Origin of the sequence: Butyrivibrio sp. (genome assembly GCF_017433805.1) — a bacterium.
Classification (GTDB): domain Bacteria; phylum Bacillota; class Clostridia; order Lachnospirales; family Lachnospiraceae; genus Butyrivibrio.
In genome coordinates this window covers 239,259-266,202 of record NZ_JAFRGN010000007.1, presented here as the reverse complement: position 1 = coordinate 266,202, position 26,944 = coordinate 239,259, and the positions used below count along the sequence as shown (strand labels likewise).

Below are 26,944 nucleotides of genomic sequence, written 5' to 3'. Positions count from 1 at the left end.
TGGTAAGAAGGTAGATACCAAGGAGCTTGGTAAGTTCCTGGCTAAAGAACTTACAGACTACATGATTCCTACAGTCTACGTACTGATGGATGACATGCCTCTTACACCTAATGGCAAGGTTAACAGAAAAGCTATGCCTGAGCCTGAGATTGAAGGCTTCATGAAGGTTGAGCCAGAAACAGAGCTTGAAAAGCAGCTCCTTGACCTTGCTTACAAGGCTATCGGAAGCTCGAACTTTGGTGTTACAGATGATCTTCTGGGAGCAGGAATGAGTTCTATCGTTTCCATGAGATTTGCTGCAGCGATAAATAAAGAGCTCGGCAGGAAGATTACTGTAGCAGATATATTAAAGACTCCTACAATCCGCGATGTGGCAACTATGCTTGATGGCGGCGCTGATAAGAAGGCCCTCGGCATCCCTGATTATGAGGAGCAGGAATATTATCCTATCTCTGAGAACCAGCGCGGTATCTACGTAGAGTGGGAGCTTAACAGATCAACTCTTCAGTACAATGTGCCTAACCTGTACGTATTTGAAGGTGTTGATGCTAAGCGCCTTGCAGGTGCTGTTGCTAAGGCAATTGATGCCCATCCATATCTTAGTACAAGGATTGTATTCGAGGATGGTGAGCTGATGCAGAAGCGAAGAGATGAGGAACCTCAGATTCTCTTTAACGCTTCACCGGAAGAGCCACCAGTTGAAGAATTCCAGAAGAGAGTTCAGCCATTTATCCTTATTGGTGACAGACTCTACAGAATCGGAGTAATTGCCGGACCTAAGAAGACATGGCTCTTTATGGATATCCATCACATTATCTACGATGGAATTTCCGCTGGAGTTCTCATGCGCGATATTATGGCAGCCTATAATGGACAGACTCTGGAAAAAGAGACTGTTTCAGGCTGTGAGTATGCACTCTTTGAACAGGATTACATAAAGGGACAGGCCTACAATGACGCCAAGACATACTTTGATAAGCTTCTTAGCGGCGCAGAGGCAGCTTCCTACATGGATTCTGTTAAGCCTGATGGAAAGGCCTACGGAATAATCAACACTAAGACTAGTGCCAAGACAATAGATAAGTACTGCAAGAAGAATAAGGTTACTGCTGCAAGCTTCATGCAGGCTGCATTCTCAGAGACCTTAAAGAGAGTAACAAGACAGGATAAGTCCTTCTATGTAACTATCAGTAGCGGACGTTCTGCTGATACAAGACTTATGAACAGCGTAGGTATGTTCGCAAGAACACTTCCTGTTCTGGTAGACAGAAGCGCTTCTCCTGCAGATACACTTTCCTTTGTAAGGGATATGAATGAGCAGATGCGTGCAACAACAGCCAACGAGCTGTATCCATATACAAAGATCGCTACAGACCTTGGCGAGCATGCGCAGATCATGTACATCTTCCAGGGCGGATTGTTCGAAGGTGGACAGATTGATGGAATAGAGCAGATAGCTCTTTCAACAGATACTACTAAGTTTGCGATTGCTGTAACTGTATATCCAGAGGGCGATGATTACAATATCGCTATCGAATATGACGGAAACAGATATTCTGAGGAAGATATGAAGATCTTCGCAGAAGCCATCGCACAGACTTCACAGTCTCTTGCAAAAGAAGAGCAGCTTTCAGCTGTTCAGACTGTTGATAAGAAGACAGAAAAGGCTCTGTTTGAGCTGTCTAAGGGAGAAAAGGCAGCCGAGAATAAGGCTACATGGATTGATATGTTTGTAGCATCGGCAGAAAAATATCCTGAGCATGTGGCAGTTATTGATAATAAGGGAAGTTTGACCTACAAGGAGCTTAATGAGAGATCGGATGCCCTTGCACGTTACCTTATTTCACAGAAGGTCAAAGAGAACAGCTTTGTTGCAGTTAAGATGGACCGCTGCAAAGAGCTTGTAATAGCAGCGCTTGGTATCATGAAGGCAAGAGCAGCTTATGTTCCTGTTGATCCTGAGTATCCACCAGAGAGAATCAGATATATGCTGGAGGATTCAGGAGCCAGGGTTGTTGTGACTCAGGAGATCATTGACGAAGCAGTTGCAAGAAATGGTAAGGAGAAGATAAATCTTCCTACTCTTAATAACTATGCTTACATGATCTATACCTCAGGTTCTACTGGAAGACCTAAGGGCGTTGTTCAGAGCCACAGATCACTTGGACATTTTGCAAGCTGGAGAACCAAGGCGCTTGAGATAAGTGCGGAAAAGAGCTATGGACACTTTAACAGCTTTGCATTTGATGGATCACTTGATGACCTTGTTTGTCCACTTGCGGTTGGTGCAACACTTCACATCTTCAGTGAAGACCTCCGTAGGAATATTCCTGAGATGGATGAGTATATAGCAGAGCACAAGATTGCTGGTCTTACTGTATCCACACTTATTGGTATGGAACTTATGAAGTATGATCAGGATCTTGACCTCGATTACCTGATGATGGGTGGCGAGAAGCTTCTTCCTTCTGCTGCTACATCCTTCAAGGTAATAAACGGCTATGGACCAACTGAGTTTACAGTATGTTCTTCCTACTATGTAGTAAACGGAGATGAGGAAGATATTCCTATCGGTAGAGCTGTTCCGGGAACTTTGAGCCTTGTATGTGATCCTTATGGCAAGCTCCTTCCTCAGCAGATGGTAGGTGAGCTTTACCTGGCAGGACCTCAGATTGCAGAGGGTTACTGGAATCAGGATGAACTTACCCGCGACCGTTTCGTAGAGATAACAGTTGCTGGAAACAAGCTTAGAGCATATAAGACTGGTGACCTTGTAAGATACAATGCTGACGATCAGCTTGAGTATGTGGGCAGAATAGATAATCAGGTTAAGCTTCGCGGCTTCAGAGTAGAGTTTGGTGAAATTGAGAAGATTGCTGATGATCACTACGCTGTAGAGCAGGCAGTAGCTGATGTCAGAAAGAATCAGCTGATCCTGTACTTCACACTCAAGGAAGCTATGAAGGCAAGCCTTGAAGCAGATAAGGTAAGTGAAGATCTGCGCAAGTATATGGCCAAGAAGCTTGCTGATTACATGGTTCCATCCATATTTGTAGCACTTGATGCTATTCCTATGACAGTCAATGGCAAGGTTGACCGTAAGGCTCTTCCTATGCCAGAGATAATGAACGAAGACGCTTATGTTGAGCCAGAGACCAAGTATGAAGAGATAGTAGCTGATGCTATGCAGGAAGCTCTTGGAATGACTGATAAGGTTAGCGTAACAGCAGGCTTCCAGGCACTTGGCGGGGATTCCATCAAAGGAATCAGACTTGTAAGTATCCTTCATAACAAGGGAATACAGCTCAGGATTGGCGATATCCTCAGCCTGCAGACCGCACGTGATATTGCTGCCAAGGTTGAGAAAGAAATGTTCCTCATCGACATAGATCAGAATCCAATAGAGGGAGAGATTGAAGACAGTGCGATCGTAGCCTTCTATAAGGACCTTGATCTTCCACAGGGCGCACACTTCACACAGCAGATTCTGCTTGGTATGAAGAAGCGTGCAGAAATAGATAAGTTAAAAGAGTCACTTAAGGCTATTTTCTATCAGCATGACCTGTTAAGGGCAGTTTATAGAGATGGTAAACTCCTTGTAAATGGCGTAAGTAGTGACGTGCCACTCGAGGAATACACAGCCAAGTCAGATAGTGATGTGGCAAGGATCTGCAGTGATGTAAAGAATGGTATCAACATGGAGAAGGCTCTTGTAAGAGTAGCACTTATTCATGGTAATGATCAGGATATGATCTTTATTGCAGCGCATCACCTTATCATCGATGGTGTATCCTGGAGAATCATTGTTCAGGATCTTGAGAAGGCTTATAAGCTTACACTCAGGGATAAAGAGATTACTCTTGATTCCAAGACAAGTACTTACAGAGATTATGTAAATGCTCTTAAGACTTATAGAAACAGTGACGTTCTTGCATCAGAGATTCCATATTGGAATAAGGTTCAAGAGAAGCTTTCTTCAATGCCATATTCAGATGCCAAGGATTATAACAGAACCTTTGGCTCTGTAAGCTTTAAGATGGACAAGAGCAATACAATGGCCCTTCTGGGTGCTAAGAGAGATGTGATCCATCTTGATATGAACGATGTTCTCATCACAGCAGTTGCAAGAGCTTATTGTCAGGAAGAAAAAGTATCTGACGTTTCTATTCAGCTTGAGGGCCATGGACGAGAGGATATCTCTGAAATGCTTGCTACTGACAGAACAGTTGGATGGTTTACTTCTATCTACCCAGTTGTACTGAGCGGAATCACAGGTGGTAAGGGAGATGACCTTAAAGCTGACCTGGTACTTACCAAGGAAACTCTTCACAGAGTTCCTGTTAAGGGTGTTGGCTACAACATTCTCCGCTTCATAGATGGAGATAATAAGGTTACATACTCAGCAGATCATATTGCCAAGATCAGCTTTAACTATCTGGGTGAAATGGATGATGCCGACAGGTCAGGCGGATACTTCGAGCCAGTTCAGGGAGTACTTGAGCTTCCAGAATTTGCAGATAGTAACCTCGGCGAAAATGGCTTTGGCTCTGATATTAACATTAACTGCGTGGTTACTGGCGGTAACTTCGGAATCGATATTACTTACAATGAGGCTATTTACAGTAAGAACAAGATAGAGAGTATTGCAGAGAATATCTTAACTCAGCTGCAGGATGAAGTTCTTTTCCTGAATGCTCAGAAAGAAACTATCTACACTGCTGAAGATTATCAGGAGAAGGAGTGGTCACAGAAAGAGTTTGACTACGTAATGAATGAGGTAACTTCTGCAGGAGAAGCAATTGAGAGTATAAGACCTCTGTCACAGGCTGAAGCAGATGATCTTACTCAGATACTTGAAGGCAGCGACATTAGTAAGTACAACTACGCAGGAGTATTCAAGGTTGGCACCAAGATTGGTAAAGAAGACCTTCAGAAGACTCTTGATAAGGTAAACAGCAGATTTACAGTTGTTAATACTGCCTTTGCTCATGAGAACGTGGAAGCAGACAGGCTCGTATTTACAAGCCGAAGGCTCACTGCAACCTTCATAGATGCTGGTAAGACAGATCCGGAAAAAGAGGCTATGAAGCTTCATACAGAGCTTCTGGATAAGAAGGTTAATACTCTTACAGAGCAGCTCTTTAACGTATTCTGCATCACAGGAAAGGGCGATGAAAGCTTCCTTGTAATAGCGTGCCATCCAGTTATCAGTGCTTGCACAGGACTTACAGGATATCTTTTGTCCACCAAGGTAATGTCCTATCTTGCAGATATAACCAAGGATAACTTTGCTCTTACAGATATGCTGGGCACATCCTTTGTCAGAAAGCTTGAGCGCAAGGGAATGAGAGTTTTCGAGTACTACAATGAGTATGTTCCAGAAAAGCCTACAATGGTAATTACTCTGGGAATCGTTCTTCAGATGAGTATTCAGCACTTTGTGGATGACTGGTGCAGGAGATTTAACGTAATCGTAGTTGAAGATATTAACTACAACTACAACGAGTTGTATCCAGGTGAGAACTTCGATGAGGTATCCAACTCTGTTATGACTCTTCTGGAGCTGTCTATTCCTAAGGACGACGGCATATTCGGATTTATCGGATATTCCTTTGGTGGAGAGCTTGGACACAGTCTGGCCTCCAAGACCAGAAGAATCAGAGGAAGTGCACCTACTGTATTCCTTGGCGACTCTGACATGGTTCCTTCACAGGGCGAGAGCTTCGCTAAGACTTATAAGCATGAAGATCTGGATGAGTTCCTTGTTCAGAAGTTTGAAGAGAACAATATTCCTGAGGAGAACATGCTATTTGCGTACAGTATGCTTAGTTTCCTCAATGCTGGACCTAAGAGCTTTGAGTGCTATGAAGGTCTTACAATACTCCTTCTTGCAATGCAGAATAATACCCAGGAGGAGATTGAGATCAGAGTAGCCCTTGCAAAGCAGAACTCTGCAGATTTCAGGGTTATTGAATTCCCTGACAGAGATCACTTTAGTTTACATAACGATCCTGGCATGATACCTACTTATGACAAGATCTTTGTAGATGTAATGAATGAAAGAGGACTAGGAAAACTTAAATGATATCCGGAAAGGAGGAATTCATCATGGCTGATAAAAATGCTGCTATGGCCGGAAAAATTAGGCGCGGAGCTATCCGTATCGGACTCGAGGTGCTCCAGGGATTAAACACAGGTAGTGTTGCGCAACCATCAGAGGAAGAGGTTCCCAAGAATGTCAGGGAACTTAGGAACAATCCGTATATTAACCGTGAAGGAATCCCTCTTGCCATGGATATTTTTGAACCTTCAGGCAAAGAGTATGAAGGCAGAGAACTTCCTGTAATCGTTGCTATTCACGGCGGCGGACTTATTACCGGAGATCGTAAGATTTCCCTTAATCTGTCAAGAGAATTGGCTTCAAGGGGCTATCTTGTATTCGCTATAGAGTACAGGCTTGCGCCTAGAGCCAATGTCTGCGAGCAGCTTGATGATGTCTGCGCCGGACTGGATCTTGTGGGTAAAAAGCTGGTTGAATACGATGTTGATTACTCCAGAATATTCCTGACAGCCGATAGTGCAGGAGCATTCCTTGCTATCTATACAGCTGCCATGAAGAATTCAGTTAAGCTTCAGAAGGTTATCGGCCATGAGCCAAGCCGTATGGTATTCAAGGCTCTTGGTATTTCCTGTGGTATGTTCTATACCAACAGGGACGATATTTTGGGAGCTCTTTTATCTGAGCAGTTCTACGGTGACAGGAAGGATGATCCTAATTTCATCCAGTACATGAACCCTGAGCACCCTGAAATTGTTAATAACCTTCCGCCTACCTTCCTTGTTACAAGTAGGGGCGATTTCCTTAACCAGTACACTATTTCTTTTAACAAAGCATTAAAGCGTGCGGGCAAGACTTCCAAGATGCTCTATTACAGCGAAGATTACCTGATGCATACCTTTAACTTTGCACATCCCGACCTTGAGCAGAGTATCGATGCCAACAATAAAATGCTGGAATTCTTTGAAAAAGAGGCTGCTATCTATGCAGAAAGACAGCTTAACTCTGTTCAGCAGGAAAAGGATTTCAAGGCTCTTAAAAAGCAGATGGAGACAGGAAAGCTTGGTAAGATCAAGCTCCATAAGGCTATCAGAACAGTCAATTCCTTTGGAGATGACAGACTTGATGCACCTGCCCTTAAGAGTAACGACAAGGCGGTCAGCTACCGTCAGATGTTCAGAAAATGGGATAACTATGCAGAAGTATTTTCTGCTATAGGTCTTACAGGCAAGAATAAAGCCCGTGTTGCGATTCCGGGTGCTATGACAACGGAGGCAATCTACAGCTTCTACGCACTTAATATGACAGGCGCGGTAGTATCTCTTTGCCCATATCAGATTCTGGGCTATCCTGAGCAGCTTGCTACCTTGATACAGAATGAGAAGATCACAGACGTGATCCTCACAGATTATGCGACTCCTCCAAGCTATGCTAAGTATCTTGTGGATAACAAGGACAAGCTTGGTCTTAGAAATATTATAGTTCTGGAATCCAAGCTCGAGGAGAAAGAGATTGCTGAAGCTAATCTCAATCTGATGAAGAATAACGTCAAGCTCCTTAAGAAGGTTCAGGGAATAAGCTTCATGTCAGAGCTTATCCAGAAATATGAGGCGACACCAATCGTTACTTCTGATAACACTGATGAACCTACTGTCATTTTCCATGAAGTTAATGACACTGAGGATAAGTATAAAGTAGTGGAGCTTTCTGATGATCAGATAAACAAGAGTATCTATGAGCTTGGCTCACTCTACGCCAAGGATGGAAGGACAGCGATCACTGCATTGTCCTGTGATCTGTATGCGCGTGCAGCCATGATCAATCAGCTTCAGCTTACATTTTTCCTTGGAAATCAGCTTGTTATCACTCATATGGCAGGCTATAACAAGAAGTTCTTCAAGAATGTGTGCAGAAATCACGTTAACTACCTGTTCCTGAGGAGAATCGATATCGAGAGAATCGTAAATTATGCCAAGGGACATAAGATGAATGCATCCAGCCTTGATGTGGTATATCTTTTCACAGAGAAGATGGAAAAAGAGAAAATGGCAGCACTTCAGGCTTTCTTTGCTAAGCATGGAGCCCACCCTCAGATAGTAGTCCTGAATAACTATCTGATGAAGGCAGTTGGCAGAAGAACGAAGTCAGATAAGGATTTGTTCAGTATTGGGCCAGTTAAGCAGATGCAGGCGCCTCGCATGGTGCCTATGGTAAGACCAATGGCTGCTCCTGCAGTTAACAACCCATTAATATGGAAAGATATTAATGGAAATGTCCATGACATGAATAAAATTCTGCAGAAGATTGGAATTATTGTCATGAATATCATTGGACAGGCTGGTCAGAAAAAGAACGCTAAGCCTGCAGCTGCGGATGTGAACCCAGAAGAAGAGTCCAAGAAGCAGCTTATGGCAATGCTTGCAGTTCTGTTTGAGCCTTCCAAGACTGACTATTACTATGAGGATTAAGCTATGAACAGCTTTATGTACTACTTTTCCAAGCTTGTTCAGAGGAAAGCAGACCCGATACTGGAGTCAATTACTCCGGTTATAAGGGATGATATTTCAGCGGAACTTAATCTGGAATACCGTGGAGATGATGGAAATCCTCTTAAGGTGGATGTCTACAGAGGTAAAAAGTATGCTGAGTCTGGTGCAAAACTCCCAGTTATCATCATGGTACATGGCGGAGGGTTGTACACAGGCAATCAGACCATCGAGTATAACCTGTGTCAGCTACTGGCTATCAGGGGATTTCTGGTATTTGCTATTTCATATCGTCTGATGGATGACGCAACACTCATGCAGGAAATCGCAGATGTGGCAGCAGGTTTTAGATATGTAGACAAGCATCTGCAGGATTATAATGGCGACAGGGACAGGGTAAATGTAGTGGCAGAGAGCGCTGGAGCTTATTTGTCAATCTACACTGTGGCTATACACAGATCTCAGGCTCTGTGGGAAAAGATAAACTGCAGAACTTCTACACTTAATATAAGGAAAATGGCATGTTTTAGCGGAATGTACTACACAGATAAGCTAGATCTCATTGGGGTACTTTATCCGCAGCAGATATTCAAGGAAATGCGCAAGGACAAGGAATTCATGAAGCTCATGAACCCGGAAAATCCGGAGATAATAAATATTCTCCCGCCGATGCATCTGACATCCAGTGATGTGGATTTTCTTGGCAAATACACTTTGTCTTTTGCTGATGCTCTTAAGAGAGCGGGAAATAAATGCAAAGTCATGTTCTATAGAGGGAACAAGGAACTGACACATGCATTTCCTGCACAGAAGAGCTTTTTGCCGGAAAGTATTGAAGTTCTTGATGACGTGACTAAATTCTTCCAGGAGGACTAAATGAGCTGGTTAACATTAAAGGACGGAGAACAGCTTTTTTACCAGGATATAGGAAGTGGCAGGAAAACTGTTGTAATGGTGCATGGATGGGCAAGCTCTCACGAGATCTATTCAAGACCGGTTGAGCTTATGAAGGAAAAGGCAAGATTTATCATCTATGACCTTCGCGGACATGGAGAGAGTAAGGATGCCAACAAGGAACAGGTTGGAATAGAGACTCTGGCTTCAGACCTTAATGAACTGATCACTACCCTTGGACTTAAGGATATCAACCTCTTTGGGTGGTCCATGGGCGGCGCTGTAGCTCTTAAGTACATTGATATGTATGGCTGCGGCAAGATCAAGCAGACCATTATCTGTGATATGTCTCCCAAGCAGCTAAATGACGCGGAGTGGAAGCTTGGCAGTAAGATAGAAGATTCATTAATAAAAGAAGCAGATGATTACGAGAAGTATGATTTCTATACTATTTACAAGGACTTCTCCCTTAAGTCAATGCCTGAGCTTATTGAGGTTCCCAAGCCTGTTCTGGACAGACTGATCAAAATGAGACTTGATGATTGTGATGAGACCGTACTTAGAAGCCTTATCAAATCACTGGATGCGCAGGATAACAGAGCTGTTGTCAAAAAGATGAATGTTCCTTTGGTATATTTCTATGCTAATCCGGGGTCTATATTTTCTCCTAAGCTGGTTAACTGGTATAGGGAAAACACAGCCAATAAATTTAGATCTGAAGAATTTGAGGGTAACCATATGTTTATTATGGATAATCCGGATATTTTTGCACAGAAACTCGTTAATGTGCTACTATAAAAATAACCATTAAAAAGAACATGGAGGAGATAACCATGACAATCAACAAGACTCAAAACGGTGATGAAGTTATTATTGCTCTTGAGGGTAAGCTGGATACTACAACAGCACCTAATCTTGATGCAGCACTTAAAGAATCCTTTAGTGGCACCAAGAAGATGGTACTTGATTTTACTGACCTTAAGTTTATTTCCTCTGCAGGCCTAAGGGTAATCCTTAATGCTCAGAAGGTTATGAATGATCAGGGCGAGCTTGTTATCAAAAACGCAGGCCCTCAGATTCAGGAAGTATTCGAAATTACAGGTTTCTCAGACTTTTTGAAGATTGAATAATGGATAAAAATATTAAATTAGAAGCTACGATGGACAATTTAAACGTGGTTACAGGTTTTGTCGATGATATCATAAGTGAACACATTACCGACGAACTTGTCCATGACCAGATAATTGTGGCTGTGGAAGAAATCTACGTTAATGTGGCCCACTATGCCTATGGGCAACTGGATGAAAACGGAGATTCCATCCCGGATTCGGGAACAGGGCCGATTGAGGTGATCGTATCTGATGAGAATCAGGAGGTTACGATTACGTTTATTGATGGTGGACTTAAGTATAATCCACTGGAAAAGCCTGATCCTGATGTCACAAAGCCTCCAAGTGAGAGGCAGATTGGTGGCCTTGGAATATTTATGGTCAAGAAGACAATGACTTCTATGACTTATAAATATGAGGACAACCATAACGTTCTGTCCTTCAGCAAAAAATATTAAAATTATCTTAAGATTTAATGTAGTAATTATGAATTTAATCTGTTAGAATATTAAACGCACCCCTTGAAAATAATAATTCAGGCGTGCGTTTTTTATCGGTTTTTAGTCATGTATTTTTAGAGGAGCTACTGTCGAATAATGGGGAATGTTCGGGGGACAAGGACTCTTAATCCTAAATGGGACTTTAAACGTATTGCGGCCATTACTATTCTGGTGGCAATTTTTGTCGTGTCTGTTTGTCTGATCAGATTTGGACTGGTAGAGAAGTCCGATACCAGTGCCACATCGCATTTCGTCAGAGCGCGTGTAACGCAGCTTATTCAGGATAATACCCAGAGAGATGAGAATACAGAAGGAATCCTTCGTGGATCACAGGAAGTTATAGTACAGGTGTCATCTGGAGCCTTTAAGGGCAAACAGTATCAGACCACTAATTACCTGAGCGCACTGTTTAATATAAATGCGCAGGAAGGGACGAGAGTTATTGTGCGTCTTGATCCTCAGGGCGAAGGCTATAGTGCTTTTATCTATAGCTATGACAGAACCGGGATACTTTTGGTGATGTTTGGAGTGTTTGCGTTGTCTCTTATATTAATAGGAAGAGGCAAGGGCGCTATGGCGCTGGTTTCTCTGTTGTTTACTCTTTTTGCTATAGTGTGGATATTGTTCCCGCTTCTTGAGTATGGTTTTCCAGCCATACCTGCTACTGTTCTAATTGTCTTTTATACTACGGTATTCACTTTTGTTTTGATTGATGGGATCAATAAGAAGACCATCAGTGGTGCACTCGGAACTCTTGCGGGAGTTTTGATCGCAAGTATTTTTGCGGCATTCGCCGGCTATGTTTCACACATTTCAGGATTTCAGACTAATGAGGCTGAAGAGTTATTGTTGATCGGTACAGACCATGGAATGAAAATTTCAGGTCTTTTTACAGCGGGTATTCTGATCGCATCTCTGGGAGCAGTAATGGACGTTGCAATGAGCATTGCATCTGCCGTACATGAGCTTCACGAGGTTAACGACCAGATGACGGCCATGGAGCTATTTCGTTCAGGGATGAACATTGGACGTGATGCTATGGGAACTATGGCCAACACCCTGATCCTTGCTTTTGTAGGATCATCCTTTACACTTCTCCTTCTTATCTATTATTACAACGTTGGTTTTACGCAGCTTATCAACACTGATATGGTTGCGAGAGAAGTTATTCAGGGGCTGGCAGGCAGTATAGGGATAGTACTTACAGTACCGATAGTGGCAATTCTCTCTGCCACTATAGAGAAAAGAAATTGAGAGAGGGAAGAAAAAGTATTGAAAGGTGGGAGCGTATGAAGAACAGAAAGCGTTTATTGGCCCTTATCCTTGCTGGATTTGTGTCAGTAACAACAGCGTTTCAGTCTACAAGCACTGTAGCATTTGCTACAGAGGGAACTGAAGTTGCTGTGACAGAAGCTAGCCTGGAAGCATCATCTGACGAAGAAGTTGTTGTGTTTGATGCTAGTAGCGAGGCTACATCTGAAGAAGCTTCTGCTGAAGTTACCGTGGATGAGGCTGCACCTGCTATAGAGCAGACAGATGTAGCTACAGAAGGTACTCCAGTAGAGGTAAAAGAGGAGGCAGTTGAGCCTACTGAGATTAAAGAGACCGAAGAAGTGGCAGCTGCAGCCGTAACAATTACTTCTATTAAGGAAGTAAAGGAAAAGGCATCTGGAGAATTTACTGTAAAGGGCGTTGTTAACTATGTAAGTGGCAAGAACGCTTATGTGCAGGATGATACTGGTGCTATTTGCCTGTATGGTATTACAGGACTTGCTGTTGGCAATCTTGTAACAGCAAAGGGAACATTCCAGGATTACAACGGACTTCTTGAGTTGTCTGGTGCAACTCTTGTAGAGAATGACAAAACTAACACATTAGACTATGGATTTACAACCTTTGATGGTGACGAGATTGCAACACTTGTAGCTAATCATGATGACTATGAGTGCATGAGAGTTATTCTCAAGAACGTAACTGTTTCATCTAAGGCTGATATTACAAAGGGCAAGGTAACACTTGCCAGTGGAGATACAACAATTCTTGTTTATGACAAGAATAATGTTACTAAGGCTTTTGGCGAGCTCGAAGAAGGCACCAAGGTTAATGTAACAGCCGCTGTCAGCGATTATAAGGGCATTCAGATAGTTCTTTATTCTGATGCTACTCATGAGATGGTAGAGGTTGTTAAGGATGAGCCTGTAACTCCACAGCCTTCACAGCCTGTAGACCCTGTTGTAGATGACACTGTTACAATGAACATCGCAACATTTACAGGAAGTGACGTTTCAGCATTTGCATCAGACCTTGTTATTTATGCAGATGGTGCTGCAGTCAACGATGGCAAGAACAAGGATCATGAAATAACAGCTTATCAGAGTGGCAAGCAGGTTTCTCCTGTTTATACCTATAAGAGCGGAGATAACAATGTAAGCATTCTTGGTTCAAAGGGAATGACTTCAGGGGATTATTACCTTGTAACAGTAACTGGTAAGGGTTATGGTCTTTACAAGCTTACATTCTCCATGAAGGGTTCAAATACTGGTGCCAAGAACTGGACAGTAGCTTACAGTACAGATGGCGAGAATTTCTCAAATATTGGAGATAAGTTCGAAGTATCTACTAACTGGAAAGAGTATACTTTCAGCGTTCCAGCTACAGTTAAGCATGTTGATAAGCTCTACTTCAAGATTGGACCTGCAGATTCAACATCAATCAATGGAAAAACTGTAGCAAGTGGCGGAGTAAACCGCTTTAATCCAATCACGATTACAGGTAGCCCTGTAGCAGCTCCTGATATCACTGCTTCAGTAAGTATTCTTCCAGAAGAAGGCGAGACTCCTTTTGGACAGGAACTTACAATGAGCTGCGCTACAGAAGGCGCTACAATTCTATATTCAATCAATGATAGCGAGTTCGCAGAGTATAGCGATGCATCTAAGCCTGTTCTTACACAGGATATGTTTGTTACTTCTTCTGCACTTGATGTTGTCAAGAAGGCTACAGTAGTAGCATATGCTACAAGCGAAGGCCGTTCAGACAGTGTTAAGAAGACATTTGTTTATACACAGGCACAGGTTGCAACTGTTAAGGCTAGTCCTAACGGCGGTGCAATCAGAAAGAGCAATGTTGTTACTCTTGCAACAGCAACAGAGGGAGCTAAGATATTCTACTCTCTTGATAATGGCGAGACATGGCTTGATTATGAGGAACCATTCAAGCTTGAGACTCTTCCAGCAACTGTACTTGCTAAGGCAACTTGCGAGAATTACGCTGACAGTGCAGTAGCTACTTTCACATTTACTGAGAGAGTTAATGAGTCTTACAACATTTATTTTGGACAGCTTCACTCACACACAAGCTACTCAGATGGTGCTGGTACTTGTGACGAAGCATTCAATCACGCTGCTAACGAAGTTGAGAACCTTGACTTCCTTGCAGTAACAGACCACTCAAACTCTTTTGACAATGATACACAGGCAACTATCACAGATGGTTCTGTATCATCAGAGTGGGTTGAGGGACATCAGCTTGCTGATAAGTACACAGCAGATGATTTCGTAGCTCTTTACGGATACGAGATGACATGGTCAGGCGGAGCTCCTGGTCATATGAACACATTTAATACAGGCGGATTCATGAGCCGTAACATGACAGGTTATGAGAGTAAGTCCAGAACAGCTCTTCAGAACTACTATGCACAGCTCGTTAACACACCTGATTCAATCAGCATGTTCAACCACCCAGGTACAACCTTCGGTGATTTCTATGACTTTGCTTACTATACTAAGGCTAATGACCAGCAGATCACTCTTATCGAGGTTGGTAACGGTGAAGGTGCTATCGGAAGCGCAGGTTACTTCCCTTCATATGAGTATTACACAAGAGCACTTGATAAGGGCTGGCATGTAGCTCCTGCAAACAACCAGGATAACCATAAGGGCAGATGGGGAGATGCTAACACAGGAAGAACTGTAATTCTTGCAGATACTCTTTCACGTGAGAACATCTACGATGCTATCCGTAACATGCGAGTATATGCAACAGAAGATAATGACCTTAGTATCTACTACACACTTAACGGTGAAGATATGGGTACTATCCTTGAGGAGACACCTTCAGAGGTTAACATCAAGGTTAAGACATCAGATCCTACAGATTCAGGCAGAATGACTGTAGAGGTTATTGCAAACGGCGGTGTTTCTGTAGCATCTAAGACTGTTGCAGAGGCAGAAGCTGAGACAACCTTTACACTTGCTCCTAACTATAACTACTACTACATCAGAGTAACTCAGGCAGATGGTAACATTGCAGTTACAGCTCCTGTATGGCTTTCAGATGTAGAGGCAGTTGGTATCGGATCAATCACAACTGAGACAGCACTTCCTGTTGCAGGAGAGCCTTTAACGGTTAAGGCTAACTTCTACAACAACGAAGCATCTGACTTTGAAGTAACATCTATCACATACAATGTTTCTGGTGAAGTTGTTCGCAGCCTTGAGCTTGACGAGAACACATCTGTGATCAAGAGCCAGAGTGAGTTCGATGATACTTTTGAGTACACTTGTAACGAAGTAGGTAAGAAGTACGTAGAAGTAGTTCTTACAGGTTATCTTAACGGTAAAGAGAAGAAGTACACAGCATCTATGGATGTTGTATTCGTAGCACCTGAGATGGTTTCACACGTGGTTGTAGATGGTTCACACCTTAACGACTATGTATCAGGTTACTATGCTGGTAACGTTGGAAACTTTGCAGATATCGCTGCTGGCGATTATGTTAAGGTTGATGTTGTTAAGAATGAGATTACAAGAGAGACTCTTGCAGATGCAGCTGTTCTCGTAGTTTCAGCTCCTAACAAGAACACCAGGTATGGCGATGTAAAGCACTTTGAGGATTCATTTATCGAAGTGGTTAAAGAGTTTGTGGCTAATGGCGGAAATCTTATTGTCTGCGGTATTGCTGACTATCAGGATACCAAGGATGGACAGTCATCAGTAGAGATCAATAAGCTTCTTGAAGCTGTTGGTGCTACAACAAGACTTAACTCTGACGAGATCGTTGATAATGACAAGAATGGCGGTCAGGAGTACAGACTCTACTTTGATAAGCATAACAGAGACTGCTACCTTACAAAGGGAGTATCAGATACTCAGGTATATAGCGCATACAGTGCATGCTCAGTTCGTCTTGACGAGAAAGCTGTTGCAGCTGGTACGGCAGAAGCTATTGTTTATGGTCATGCAACAACATACACCAAGGACTGCAAGGAGTTTGGCGGTCAGTATGTTGAAGTTCCTAAGGGAAGCGTAGTTGCAGCAGCAAGAGAAACACTTTCAAGTGGATCAGAGATCATTGTTGCTGGTACTGTATTCCTTTCAAACTTTGAGGTTAAGACAGAGCTTGATTACGGCGGACAGGAGTACTACTCTAACCGCAACATTCTTCTGAACTACCTCTCACAGAACAAGAAAGAAATCAAGGTTAGCACAATTGCTGAGCTTCGTGCTGGTGAGCCTGGTGATATTTTCACAGTAGAAGGTTATGTAACAGCAGGAACAGCAGTAGAAGGAAATAAGTTCTTTGATACAATCTATATTCAGGATGAGACTGCTGGTACAACAGTATTCCCTATCGCTGATACAGGTATCGAACTTGGAACTAAGGTAAGAGTAACAGGATTTGTAGATGGATATCAGGGCGATAAGGAAATCCAGATTTACAACTACAAGGTTCTTGATGCTGAGAAGAAGGTTATTGAGCCTAAGAAAGTAACAACTGCGCAGGCTGCTGATTACAACGCACTTGGCGGATCACTTCTTAAGGTTGAAGGTAAGGTTACAAAGGTTGTAACTAACTCTTCAGGTGTTGACTACTTCTACGTTGTAGATGAGTCAGGCGTTGAGGCAAGAGTATTCATCGATGGTTATATCCTTGCTTCTGACGGAAATGATACAGTAGCTGCAGATGCTGTAGTTGGAAACACTGTAAGCGCAGTTGGTCTTTCATACTACAATCCTGACGGAGCGTGCCTGAGAGTTCGTGACAGAGCAGAAATTGAACTTGTTTCAGTTGGATCAGATGAGCCTACTCCAGAGCCAACAGCTACATTGGTTAAGAAGTATGGCAGATACTACCTCATTGATGAGAATGGCGATAAGCTCAGAGGCTTCCACTATGTAGACGGAATCCGTCGTTTCTTTGATGAAGAAACTGGTGTAATGGCTGTTACTAAGTGGGTTAACTATGATGGCAAGAAGTACAGAGCTCTTGCAGATGGTAGAATTGCTCAGAATGAGATTGTTACTGTTTACGGCTCAGATTACTACCTCGATAATACAGGTGCGCTTGTAACATCAGCTATCTTCGATTACAACGGCGATAAGTACTATGCTAAGGCAGATGGTAAGATTTCCAAGTCAGGCCTTATCAATATCGGTGATGACTACTACATCTCACTTGCAGATGGTAAGCTTGCACGTAATGTAAAGATTGAGAAATACCACTCAGAGTACATCATGGGCGATGACTGCAAGGCTGTTAAGGGCATTGTTGAGTTTGAAGGACAGAAATATTATGGTAAGGCGAACGGTAGACTTGCCAAGGATGCTATGTTTACAGTAGATGGTTATACATACTATGCTAAGAAGGATGGAACACTTGCAAGAAACGAGACGATCACAAGATATTTCCACAAGTATACATTTGATGGAGAAGGTAGACTTATACCATAATTAAGGCGTTATAAAAGTAAATATGCTTTAGTTTATAAACTCCGTGATAGAGATTTCTATCACGGAGTTTTGTGCTATACTATAGTAAGTGATAACATGTCCAAATTTTTGGGGAAGAGGACTTAGAATAATGCCTAACAAGAACAGAGTTAAGTTAAAGGGGAAGCTTAAGACATATCTTCGTGTCTTTACATATCTTGGAATTCTGCTGATTCTGATCAATATAGCGGTGTTTACTGTTGATTTCACAGCAGGTCTTATTTTGCTAGCATTCACCGGTCTATATTTCGTGGTAGTTCTCTACCTGAATTTCTATAATAAGCCGATTATCATGAATGAGCTTGTGAGCTTTGCCACGGAGTATGGGCAGATTCAGAAGAAGCTCCTTAGAGAGCTGGACCTGGCACATGCTGTTCTTGATGACACTGGTAAGGTTGTGTGGACCAACCAGGCTTTTGAGAGAATTGTTCATTTAGAGAGAGGCTACAGAAAGTCTATTACAACTCTTTTCCCGAGCATTACTCCGGACAAGTTCCCGGAAGGCTATGAGGAATTATCCTACGAGATAGATTATGAGAACAGCAATTACACCATGAAGATAAAGAGAATCTCCCTTCATGAGATGGCTGTTAACAGCGATATTATTGATGCTCAGGAATATGAAGGCAGTCTTATTGCAATTTATCTTTTCGATGAGACAGCACTGAGGCTTGCTATTGAAGAAGTTGATAATCAGTCACTGGCAGCAGGTCTTATCTACCTCGATAACTATGAAGAGGCTCTTGATAGTGTAGAAGAGGTTAGAAGGTCTCTTTTGACAGCCCTTATCGATAGAAAGATCAACAAGTACATTGCTTCCTGCAATGGTATTGCCAAGAAGATTGAGAAGGACAAGTACTTTGTAGTAATGCCCAAGAAGTCCTGTGAGATGCTTAGAGATCAGAAGTTTGATCTTCTTGAGGATGTTAAGACTGTTAATATCGGTAATGAGATGGCGGTAACACTGAGTATTGGTATCGGACTTGATGGTCTTTCCTACGCTCAGAACTACGAATTTGCCAGAAACGCCATCGATCTTGCCCTTGGTCGAGGCGGAGATCAAGCGGTTGTTAAGAGTAATGACAATATTTCTTACTATGGTGGTAAGAGTCAGCAGATCGAGAAGAGCACCAGAGTTAAGGCGAGAGTTAAGGCTCATGCCCTCCGAGAGATCATCTCCGGCAAGGATACAGTTATTGTTATGGGTCACAGAATCGGCGATGTAGACAGCTTTGGTTCATCAGTTGGTATCTATAGAATAGCCAAGACTCTTGATAGAAAGTGTCATATCGTTCTGAATGACGTGACAACTTCCATGCAGCCATTGGTTGACCTGTTCAAGAATAATCCGGACTATGAAGAGGATATGATCATATCCAATCAGCAGGCCATTGATATGGCAGGCAGCAACACAGTTCTGGTAGTTGTCGATGTTAATAAGCCCAGCATTACAGAGTGTCCTGAGCTTCTCAGATTCTGTAAGACTATCGTGGTGCTGGATCACCATAGAGCTGGTACAGAAGTTATCGAGAATGCAACTCTTTCATATGTAGAGCCTTATGCTTCTTCTGCATGTGAAATGGTTTCAGAGATTCTGCAGTATATTGGAGAAAACGTCAAGATCAAGAACGAAGAGGCTGACAGCCTGTATTCAGGTATGATCGTTGATACCAATAACTTTATGAATAAAACCGGTGTTCGTACCTTTGAGGCAGCAGCATTCCTCAGGAGAAATGGCGCGGATGTTACCCGTGTGCGTAAGCTCTTTAGAGAGGATGCCCTTGAATACAAGGCTAAGGCTGATGTTGTCAGTCAGGCACAGGTTTATAAAGGAAAATTTGCTATATCCGTTCTCAAGAACGATGAGCTTCAGAGCCCTACAATCATTGGTGCTCAGGCAGCCAATGAACTTCTTAATATCAAGGGCGTAAGAGCCAGCTTTATCTGCACTGAGTATCAGAATCAGGTATACGTAAGTGCCAGATCAATTGATGAAGTCAATGTACAGGTCATCATGGAGAAGCTTGGCGGCGGTGGTCATATGAGCTCTGCCGGATGTCAGATTGAGAATGTTAATGCTGAGCAGGCTATAGAAATAGTCAAGCAGACGCTGGATAGAATGATGGAAGAAGGAGAACTATAATAAATGCAGGTAATTTTATTAGAAGATGTTAAGACACTTGGCAAAAAAGGCGAGATTGTTAAGGTAAGTGATGGTTATGCCAAGAACTTTGTAATACCCAAGAAGCTTGGAGTTGAGGCAACTCAGAAGGCACTCAATGAGCTCAAGAATCAGCAGAAGAGAGATGGTATCGTGGCACAGCAGCAGCTCGATGAGGCTAAAGCTTACGGCGAGAGAATCAGCAAGGAAACAATCCAGGTTACAATGAAGGCTGGAGAGGGCGGAAGAGTATTTGGCTCCGTTTCAACCAAGGAAATTGTTACAGCTGCCAAGCAGCAGTTTGGATTTGATATCGACAAGAAGAAGCTTCAGCTTGCTGAGCCAATCAAGTCATTTGGAACTTATGAGATACCTGTTAAGCTTCACCCACAGGTTACATCTACAATTAAGGTATGCGTAAAGGAACAGTAATATGGCAGAAGAAACGCTGTTAAAAAGGGTTGCGCCTAACAGCCTTGAAGCAGAACAGTCTGTTGTAGGTGCTATGCTGATGGATAAGGATGCCATCGAGATAGCAGCCGAGATAGTAACTGCTGATGATTTCTACAACAGGCAGCTTGGAACACTCTTTGAAACAATGGTTGAACTTAATAGAGAAGGCAGCGCGGTTGATATTGTCACACTTCAGAACAGACTTCGTGAAAAGAATGTTCCACCTAATGTCAGCAGTGTAGAATTTATTGGAGATCTGATCAATGCAGTTCCTACATCAGCTAATGTTAAATACTATGCCAAGATTGTAGCTGATAAATCTACTCTAAGAAAGCTTATTCATGTAAGCGAAGAGACAATCAATGCCTGCTATAATGACGCAGATGATATGGAAGGCGTACTTAACGACGCTGAAAAGAAAGTCTTCCAGATAACACAGAAGCGTAACACTGGTGATTTCGTTTCTATCGATCAGGTAGTTATGAATGCCCTCAACAGAATTGAGATTGCAAGCAAGATGAAGGGTAATGTTACAGGTCATTCCACAGGATTTACAGACCTTGACTTTAATACAGCTGGTTTCCAGCCATCTGACCTTATCCTTATCGCAGCCAGACCTGCTATGGGTAAGACAGCCTTTGTTCTGAACATTGCTGAGTATATGGCTTTTCATGATAATAAGTGCGTTGCCATGTTCTCACTGGAAATGTCTAAGGAGCAGTTTGTAAACCGTCTCCTTTCCATGGAATCACACGTTGATTCACAGCACATCAGAACTGGTAATATGTCAGATATGGACTGGGAGAAACTGATCGAAAGTGCAGATGTTATAGGATCTTCCAAGCTGATAATCGATGATACACCTAGTATTTCAATTCAGGAGCTGAGATCCAAATGCCGTAAGTACAAGATGGAGTTTGATCTTCAGGTTATCATGATCGACTACCTTCAGCTTATGTCAGGAGGAACAGGACGAGCTTCAGAATCAAGACAGCAGGAGATTTCAGAGATATCCAGATCTCTTAAGGCACTTGCCAGAGAATTAAATGTTCCTGTTATAGCTCTTTCACAGCTGTCACGAGCAGTTGAGCAGAGACCAGACCACAGACCTATGCTGTCTGATCTTCGAGAGTCCGGAGCCATCGAGCAGGACGCAGATATGGTAATGTTCCTGTACAGAGATGATTATTATAATAAAGATACTGAGAAGAAGGGTGTTGCAGAAGTTATTATCGCCAAGCAGAGACACGGCCCAATCGGAACAGTAGAGCTGCTGTGGCTTCCTCAGTATACGAAATTCGCCAATTTGGAAAAAGGACATTAAGACAACAAAAAAAGAGCTTCTCGCAAGAGAAGCTCTTTTAATATGCGTTTATCAACCCTGTGAGATAGCACTAACAGGGCACTGAGCTGCACATGAACCGCAGTCGATACATGTATCTGCATCGATAACGTACTGAGCGTCTCCCTGAGAAATAGCTGAAACAGGGCACTGAGCAGCGCATGAACCGCAGCTGATGCAACCATCACTAATAACGTATGCCATAATAAGTCTCCTTCCATCATATAAAATGCCATATTGTGTAACAAAACGAAATGGCTAGCCACGCCATTTCTGATACATGATAATGATAATATAACAAAAGTTTTTGCGCAAGACCATAAACGAAAACTTTTATCAGCGCAAAACATAAAATAAATATAAATTAACTGACAATACGGATAAATTCGGTAAATGTAAGCGTTTACATAAATTGGCTTCAAACCCTTGAAAACATTGACATCAGTATAGATTTGATGATACTATTGAATACGGCAGAATACGAGTGAAATATCGGTCACATCTGTTTTCCACGGGAGGAAGAAAATGTGAACGGTATTTTTGCGCGGTTTCTTAGGTTTTCTATACAACTTATTATATAAGCCAAAATAATCCAAAAATTTAAGGTAGGAGGAATCAAAATGGCAAGAAACATGAAAACCATGGACGGTAACGAAGCAGCCGCATATGCATCTTATGCGTTTACTGAAGTTGCTGCTATGTACCCAATCACACCATCATCTGTTATGCCTGAGCATGTAGATGAATGGGCAACAGCCGGAAAGAAGAACATTTTCGGCCGTACAGTACAGATTACAGAAATGCAGTCTGAGGCTGGTGCAGCTGGTGCTGTACACGGATCACTGGTAGTAGGTGCTCTTACATCTACATACACAGCTTCACAGGGACTTCTTCTTATGATCCCTGACATTTACAAGGTAGCAGGTGAGAGACTCCCTGGCGTATTCAACGTATCAGCTCGTTGCGTAGCTTCTCACGCGCTCAACATCTTTGGTGATCACTCAGACGTATACGCTTGCCGTCAGACAGGTGCTGCTATGCTTTGTGATTCCAGCGTACAGGAAGTTATGGACCTTACTCCTGTAGCATATTGCGCAGCTATTGAGGGAAGAATTCCTTTCATCAACTTCTTCGATGGATTCCGTACATCACACGAGATTCAGAAGATCGAGGTTTGGGACTACAAGGATCTTGACGAGATGGTTAACCATGAAGCAATTGATGCTTTCAAGGCTGGCGCTCTTAATCCTAACCACCCTTGCCAGATGGGCTCAGCTCAGAACCCTGATATCTTCTTCCAGACAAGAGAAGCTTGTAACACAGGTTACAACGAGCTTCCTGAGATCGTTCAGAAGTACATGGACAAGGTTAATGCTAAGATTGGTACAGATTACAAGCTATTCAACTACTACGGCGATCCTAATGCAGAGGTAGTTATCGTAGCTATGGGTTCTGTAAACGATACAATCGAAGAGACTATCGATTACCTTGAGAAGCAGGGCAAGAAGGTTGGTGTTGTAAAGGTTCGTCTTTACAGACCATTCTCAGCTAAGGCTCTCGTTGATGCTATTCCTGCATCAGTTAAGAGAATCGAAGTTCTTGATAGAACAAAGGAGCCTGGATCATATCGTGAGCCTCTCGCTCTTGATGTTATCGCAGCTCTTAAGGGAACTAAGTTCGAGTCAGTTCCTGTATTCTGTGGCCGTTATGGTCTTGGTTCTAAGGATACAACACCTGCACAGATCGTTGCTGTATTCGAGAACGACAAGAAGGAAGAGTTCACAATCGGTATCGAGGATGATGTAACAAATCTTTCACTTGATGCTGGTGCTCCTCTTGTTACAACTCCAGAGGGAACAACAAACTGTAAGTTCTGGGGTCTTGGTGCTGACGGTACTGTTGGTGCTAACAAGAACTCAATCAAGATCATTGGTGATAACACAGATATGTATGCTCAGGCATACTTTGACTATGACTCCAAGAAGTCTGGCGGTGTTACAATGTCTCACCTTAGATTTGGTAAGAAGCCTATTAAGTCAACTTACCTCATCAAGAAGGCTGACTTCGTAGCTTGCCACAATCCATCATATATCCGCAAGTTCAACATGGTTCAGGAACTTGTTGATGGTGGTTCATTCCTTCTCAACTGCCCATGGACAGTAGATCAGCTTGAGGCTGAGATTCCTGGACAGGTTAAGAAGTTCATGTATGATCACAAGATTAACTTCTACATCATGAACGGTTCTAAGATCGGTGTTGAAGTTGGAATGGGACCTACAAGAATTAACACAATTCTTCAGTCAGCATTCTTCAACATCACTAAGATCATTCCTGAAGCAGACGCTATCAAGTTCATGAAGGACGCTGCTCAGAAGACATACGGCCGTAAGGGTGAAGACGTTGTTAAGAAGAACTGGGATGCTATCGATGCTGGTGCAGATCCTAAGAACCTTATCAAGGTTGAGATTCCTGAGTCATGGGCTAACGCACAGGATGAAGGTCTTGACTTCAAGAAGGCTGAAGGAAGCCGTAAGGACGTTGTAGACTTCGTTAACAACATCCAGACAAAGGTTAACGCTCAGGAAGGTAATACTCTTAAGGTATCTGATTGTCTTCCATATGTTGACGGTGCTACACCTTCAGGATCAGCTGCATTCGAGAAGAGAGGTATCGCAGTTAACGTTCCTGCATGGGATGCTACAACATGTATCGGATGCGGATTCTGTTCACTTGTATGTCCACACGCTGCAATCCGTACAATCGCTCTTACAGACGACGAGATCGCTAAGGCTCCAGAGGGACTTCAGACAAAGCCTCTCGCTGGAATGGATGGATATAAGTATTCAGTTGTTATTTCTGCTCTTGACTGTACAGGTTGCGGATCTTGCGCAAATGTATGTCCTGGTAACAACAAGGGCGAGACACTCAAGATGGGTGCTATCGCAGCTAACAAGGATGAGCAGAAGTACTTCGATTATGCTGTAACACTTCCTATTAAGGATGATGTTGTTGCTAAGTTTGGTGAAGGCTCAATCAAGGGCTCACAGTTCAAGCAGCCACTCCTTGAGTTCTCAGGCGCTTGCGCAGGCTGTGGTGAGACTCCTTACGTTAAGCTTGTTACTCAGCTCTTTGGTGACAGAATGTACGTTGCAAACGCTACAGGATGTACATCAATTTGGGGTAACTCTTCACCTTCAACACCATACACAGTAAATGCTAAGGGACAGGGTCCTGCATGGGATAACTCACTGTTCGAGGATAATGCTGAGTTTGGTATGGGTATGGTACTTGCTCAGAACGCACTTCGTGATGCTATCAAGGAGCAGGTTGAGGCTGTTGTAGCTGCTGGCGGCGCTGCTAAGGATGCTGCTCAGAAGTGGCTCGATACATTCTCAAACGGCGCTGAGAACTCAGCTGCTACAGATGCTCTTATTGAAGCTCTTAAGGGCGACAACTCAGATGCTGCTAAGTACATCATCAAGAACAAAGACTTCGCAGCTAAGAAGTCACAGTGGATCTTCGGCGGTGACGGATGGGCGTTCGATATCGGATTCGGTGGTCTCGATCACGTACTTGCTTCCGGTAAGGATGTTAACGTTCTCGTTGTAAACACTGAGGTTTACTCAAATACAGGTGGACAGTCATCAAAGGCTACTCCTACAGGTGCTGTTGCACAGTTCGCTGCAGGTGGTAAAGAGATTAAGCAGAAAGACCTTGCTTCTATCGCAATGAGCTATGGCTACGTATATGTTGCTCAGATCGCTATGGGCGCTAATATGCAGCAGACAATCAATGCAATTAAAGAGGCTGAAGCTTATCCAGGACCTTCACTTATCATCGCATATGCTCCTTGTATCAACCAGGGTCTTAAGGCCGGCATGAACAAGGTTATGGATGAGGAGAAGAAGGCTGTAGCTACAGGATACTGGGATATGTTCAGATTCAATCCTCAGGCAGAGAACAAGTTCACTCTTGATTCTAAGCCAGCTACAGAAGACTTCCAGAGCTTCCTTGACGGTGAGGTTAGATACCTTTCACTTAAGCTCAAGAATCCTGAGAGAGCTGCTAAGCTCAACGCTGCTGCTGCAGAGCATGCTAAGGAGCACAGAGCTTACCTTGAGAAGCTTGTTGCTCTTTATGGTAAGGATTGATTCCGTCAGGAATTAGTTTGATAACAAATAATAAGGGAGTCGGTTCAGTAATGAACCGGCTCCTTTTTATGTGGATAAGTATTCAGGCAATAAAAAAAGACAGGAGATAAATCTCCTGTCCTTAGATGCATTATCAGATCTTGGAAAGTGCCTGTACTGCATTATCCTTGACCAATGTTGTGTAGTGCTCTGAGAGATACTGCTCTTCAGCTGTACTACCGATTTCTGTCTTGCCATACTCTGTAAGAAGTGAGCAGATGTTGGCGAAAACATTATCTTCGAGATCGCCCTGATGAAGGATCAGGTAAAACTTACCATTTACTTCATTCTTGTACAGGGTGTTGCTACCATTGAATTTCCTGCTAACTATTGCAGCGAATCTAGTAACCTCATGAAGGGAGTCGAATGAAAAGATTCGTGAGCCCTTTCTGCTAGGCTGGCCCTTCTTGCGAGGATTAGTAGTTTTCTCCTTAAGCTTTTTGGAATCTGCGAAAGGACTGCTCATTGAGGAATCAAGTGAATCTCCAAGATTACTATGCTGTAATCTTCTGAAGAGTCCCATTACATCCTCTTCCTCATCCTCCTCGTATTCTTCATCCTCATCATAGTAGTCATATTCTTCTTCATCATCTTCTTCGTGAACAGATGGAGCGAAATTGGAAAAACGAGTATCAAGCTCTTCCGGATCCTCTACCTTGGTGATGACAAGAACAATACATTCTGAATTGATGGGGATAGCCTCGATCATAAGAGGAGTATCCTCTGCGTCAAAACCATATTGTAAATTTGCTTGCTGCATCATATCCTGAAACAACTCTTTAGCCTTTTCAGTTCCATATGCAAGCTCTGTAATCTTAAGGTCGCGCTTCGCAAGGTCATCTTTGGTAAGTGTGCATCTAATCTGGTGATCATTGACTTTTTCAATTTTCATGATGCTTACCTCCTGACTTTGGAATACATAGATACTAAGTTATTGAGTATTCTATGTCAATAGAGTTATCGTCAGATTTTACAAAAAAA

At 42.8% G+C, this 26,944-nt stretch carries 14 protein-coding genes; 12 read left to right on the top strand and 2 right to left on the bottom strand.

Annotated features, from left to right (window positions below):
• The 11 genes from IJI01_RS01640 to dnaB form a co-directional block, all read left to right on the top strand.
• A partial coding sequence (locus IJI01_RS01640) for a non-ribosomal peptide synthetase (RefSeq protein WP_292184836.1) occupies positions 1–6,085 on the top strand: 6,085 nt, incomplete at its 5' end.
• 23 nt (positions 6,086–6,108) lie between these two features.
• Complete coding sequence (locus tag IJI01_RS01635) at positions 6,109–8,526, top strand: alpha/beta hydrolase (protein WP_292184833.1); 2,418 nt, start codon at positions 6,109–6,111, stop codon at positions 8,524–8,526.
• 3 nt (positions 8,527–8,529) lie between these two features.
• Complete coding sequence (locus IJI01_RS01630) at positions 8,530–9,420, top strand: alpha/beta hydrolase (RefSeq protein ID WP_292184831.1); 891 nt, start codon at positions 8,530–8,532, stop codon at positions 9,418–9,420.
• A complete protein-coding gene (locus IJI01_RS01625; protein WP_292184829.1) occupies positions 9,421–10,236 on the top strand; it encodes an alpha/beta fold hydrolase in 816 nt (271 codons plus the stop codon). It begins immediately after the preceding gene.
• Positions 10,237–10,271: 35 nt separating this feature from the next.
• Complete coding sequence (locus IJI01_RS01620) at positions 10,272–10,568, top strand: STAS domain-containing protein (protein ID WP_292184826.1); 297 nt, start codon at positions 10,272–10,274, stop codon at positions 10,566–10,568.
• On the top strand, positions 10,568–11,005 hold the full coding sequence (locus IJI01_RS01615; protein WP_292184823.1) for an ATP-binding protein: 438 nt from the start codon (positions 10,568–10,570) through the stop codon (positions 11,003–11,005). Before IJI01_RS01620 ends, IJI01_RS01615 begins: the two co-directional genes overlap by 1 nt.
• A gap of 138 nt (positions 11,006–11,143) precedes the next feature.
• Complete coding sequence (locus IJI01_RS01610) at positions 11,144–12,301, top strand: YibE/F family protein (RefSeq protein WP_292184820.1); 1,158 nt, start codon at positions 11,144–11,146, stop codon at positions 12,299–12,301.
• Positions 12,302–12,336: 35 nt separating this feature from the next.
• Complete coding sequence (locus IJI01_RS01605; protein ID WP_292184817.1) at positions 12,337–17,778, top strand: CehA/McbA family metallohydrolase; 5,442 nt, start codon at positions 12,337–12,339, stop codon at positions 17,776–17,778.
• A 130-nt stretch (positions 17,779–17,908) separates the two neighbouring features.
• Positions 17,909–19,960, top strand: a complete 2,052-nt coding sequence (locus tag IJI01_RS01600; RefSeq protein ID WP_292184814.1) for a DHH family phosphoesterase — start codon at positions 17,909–17,911, stop codon at positions 19,958–19,960.
• A gap of 3 nt (positions 19,961–19,963) precedes the next feature.
• A complete protein-coding gene (rplI, locus tag IJI01_RS01595; RefSeq protein ID WP_292184811.1) occupies positions 19,964–20,410 on the top strand; it encodes a 50S ribosomal protein L9 in 447 nt (148 codons plus the stop codon).
• Position 20,411: 1 nt separating this feature from the next.
• A complete protein-coding gene (gene dnaB / locus IJI01_RS01590; protein WP_292184808.1) occupies positions 20,412–21,755 on the top strand; it encodes a replicative DNA helicase in 1,344 nt (447 codons plus the stop codon).
• Positions 21,756–21,806: 51 nt separating this feature from the next.
• Here dnaB and IJI01_RS01585 read toward each other — a convergent pair whose 3' ends face one another.
• Positions 21,807–21,977 carry a DUF362 domain-containing protein gene (locus tag IJI01_RS01585; RefSeq protein WP_026517500.1) on the bottom strand — a complete coding sequence of 57 codons (171 nt, stop codon included), beginning with the start codon at positions 21,975–21,977 and terminating at the stop codon, positions 21,807–21,809.
• A gap of 416 nt (positions 21,978–22,393) precedes the next feature.
• On the opposite strand from IJI01_RS01585, the gene nifJ reads away from it, so the two are divergent.
• Complete coding sequence (gene nifJ, locus IJI01_RS01580; RefSeq protein ID WP_292184801.1) at positions 22,394–25,924, top strand: pyruvate:ferredoxin (flavodoxin) oxidoreductase; 3,531 nt, start codon at positions 22,394–22,396, stop codon at positions 25,922–25,924.
• 133 nt (positions 25,925–26,057) lie between these two features.
• On the opposite strand, the gene IJI01_RS01575 is transcribed toward nifJ, so the two are convergent.
• A complete protein-coding gene (locus IJI01_RS01575; RefSeq protein ID WP_292184798.1) occupies positions 26,058–26,855 on the bottom strand; it encodes an adaptor protein MecA in 798 nt (265 codons plus the stop codon).
• Positions 26,856–26,944: the final 89 nt, after the last annotated feature.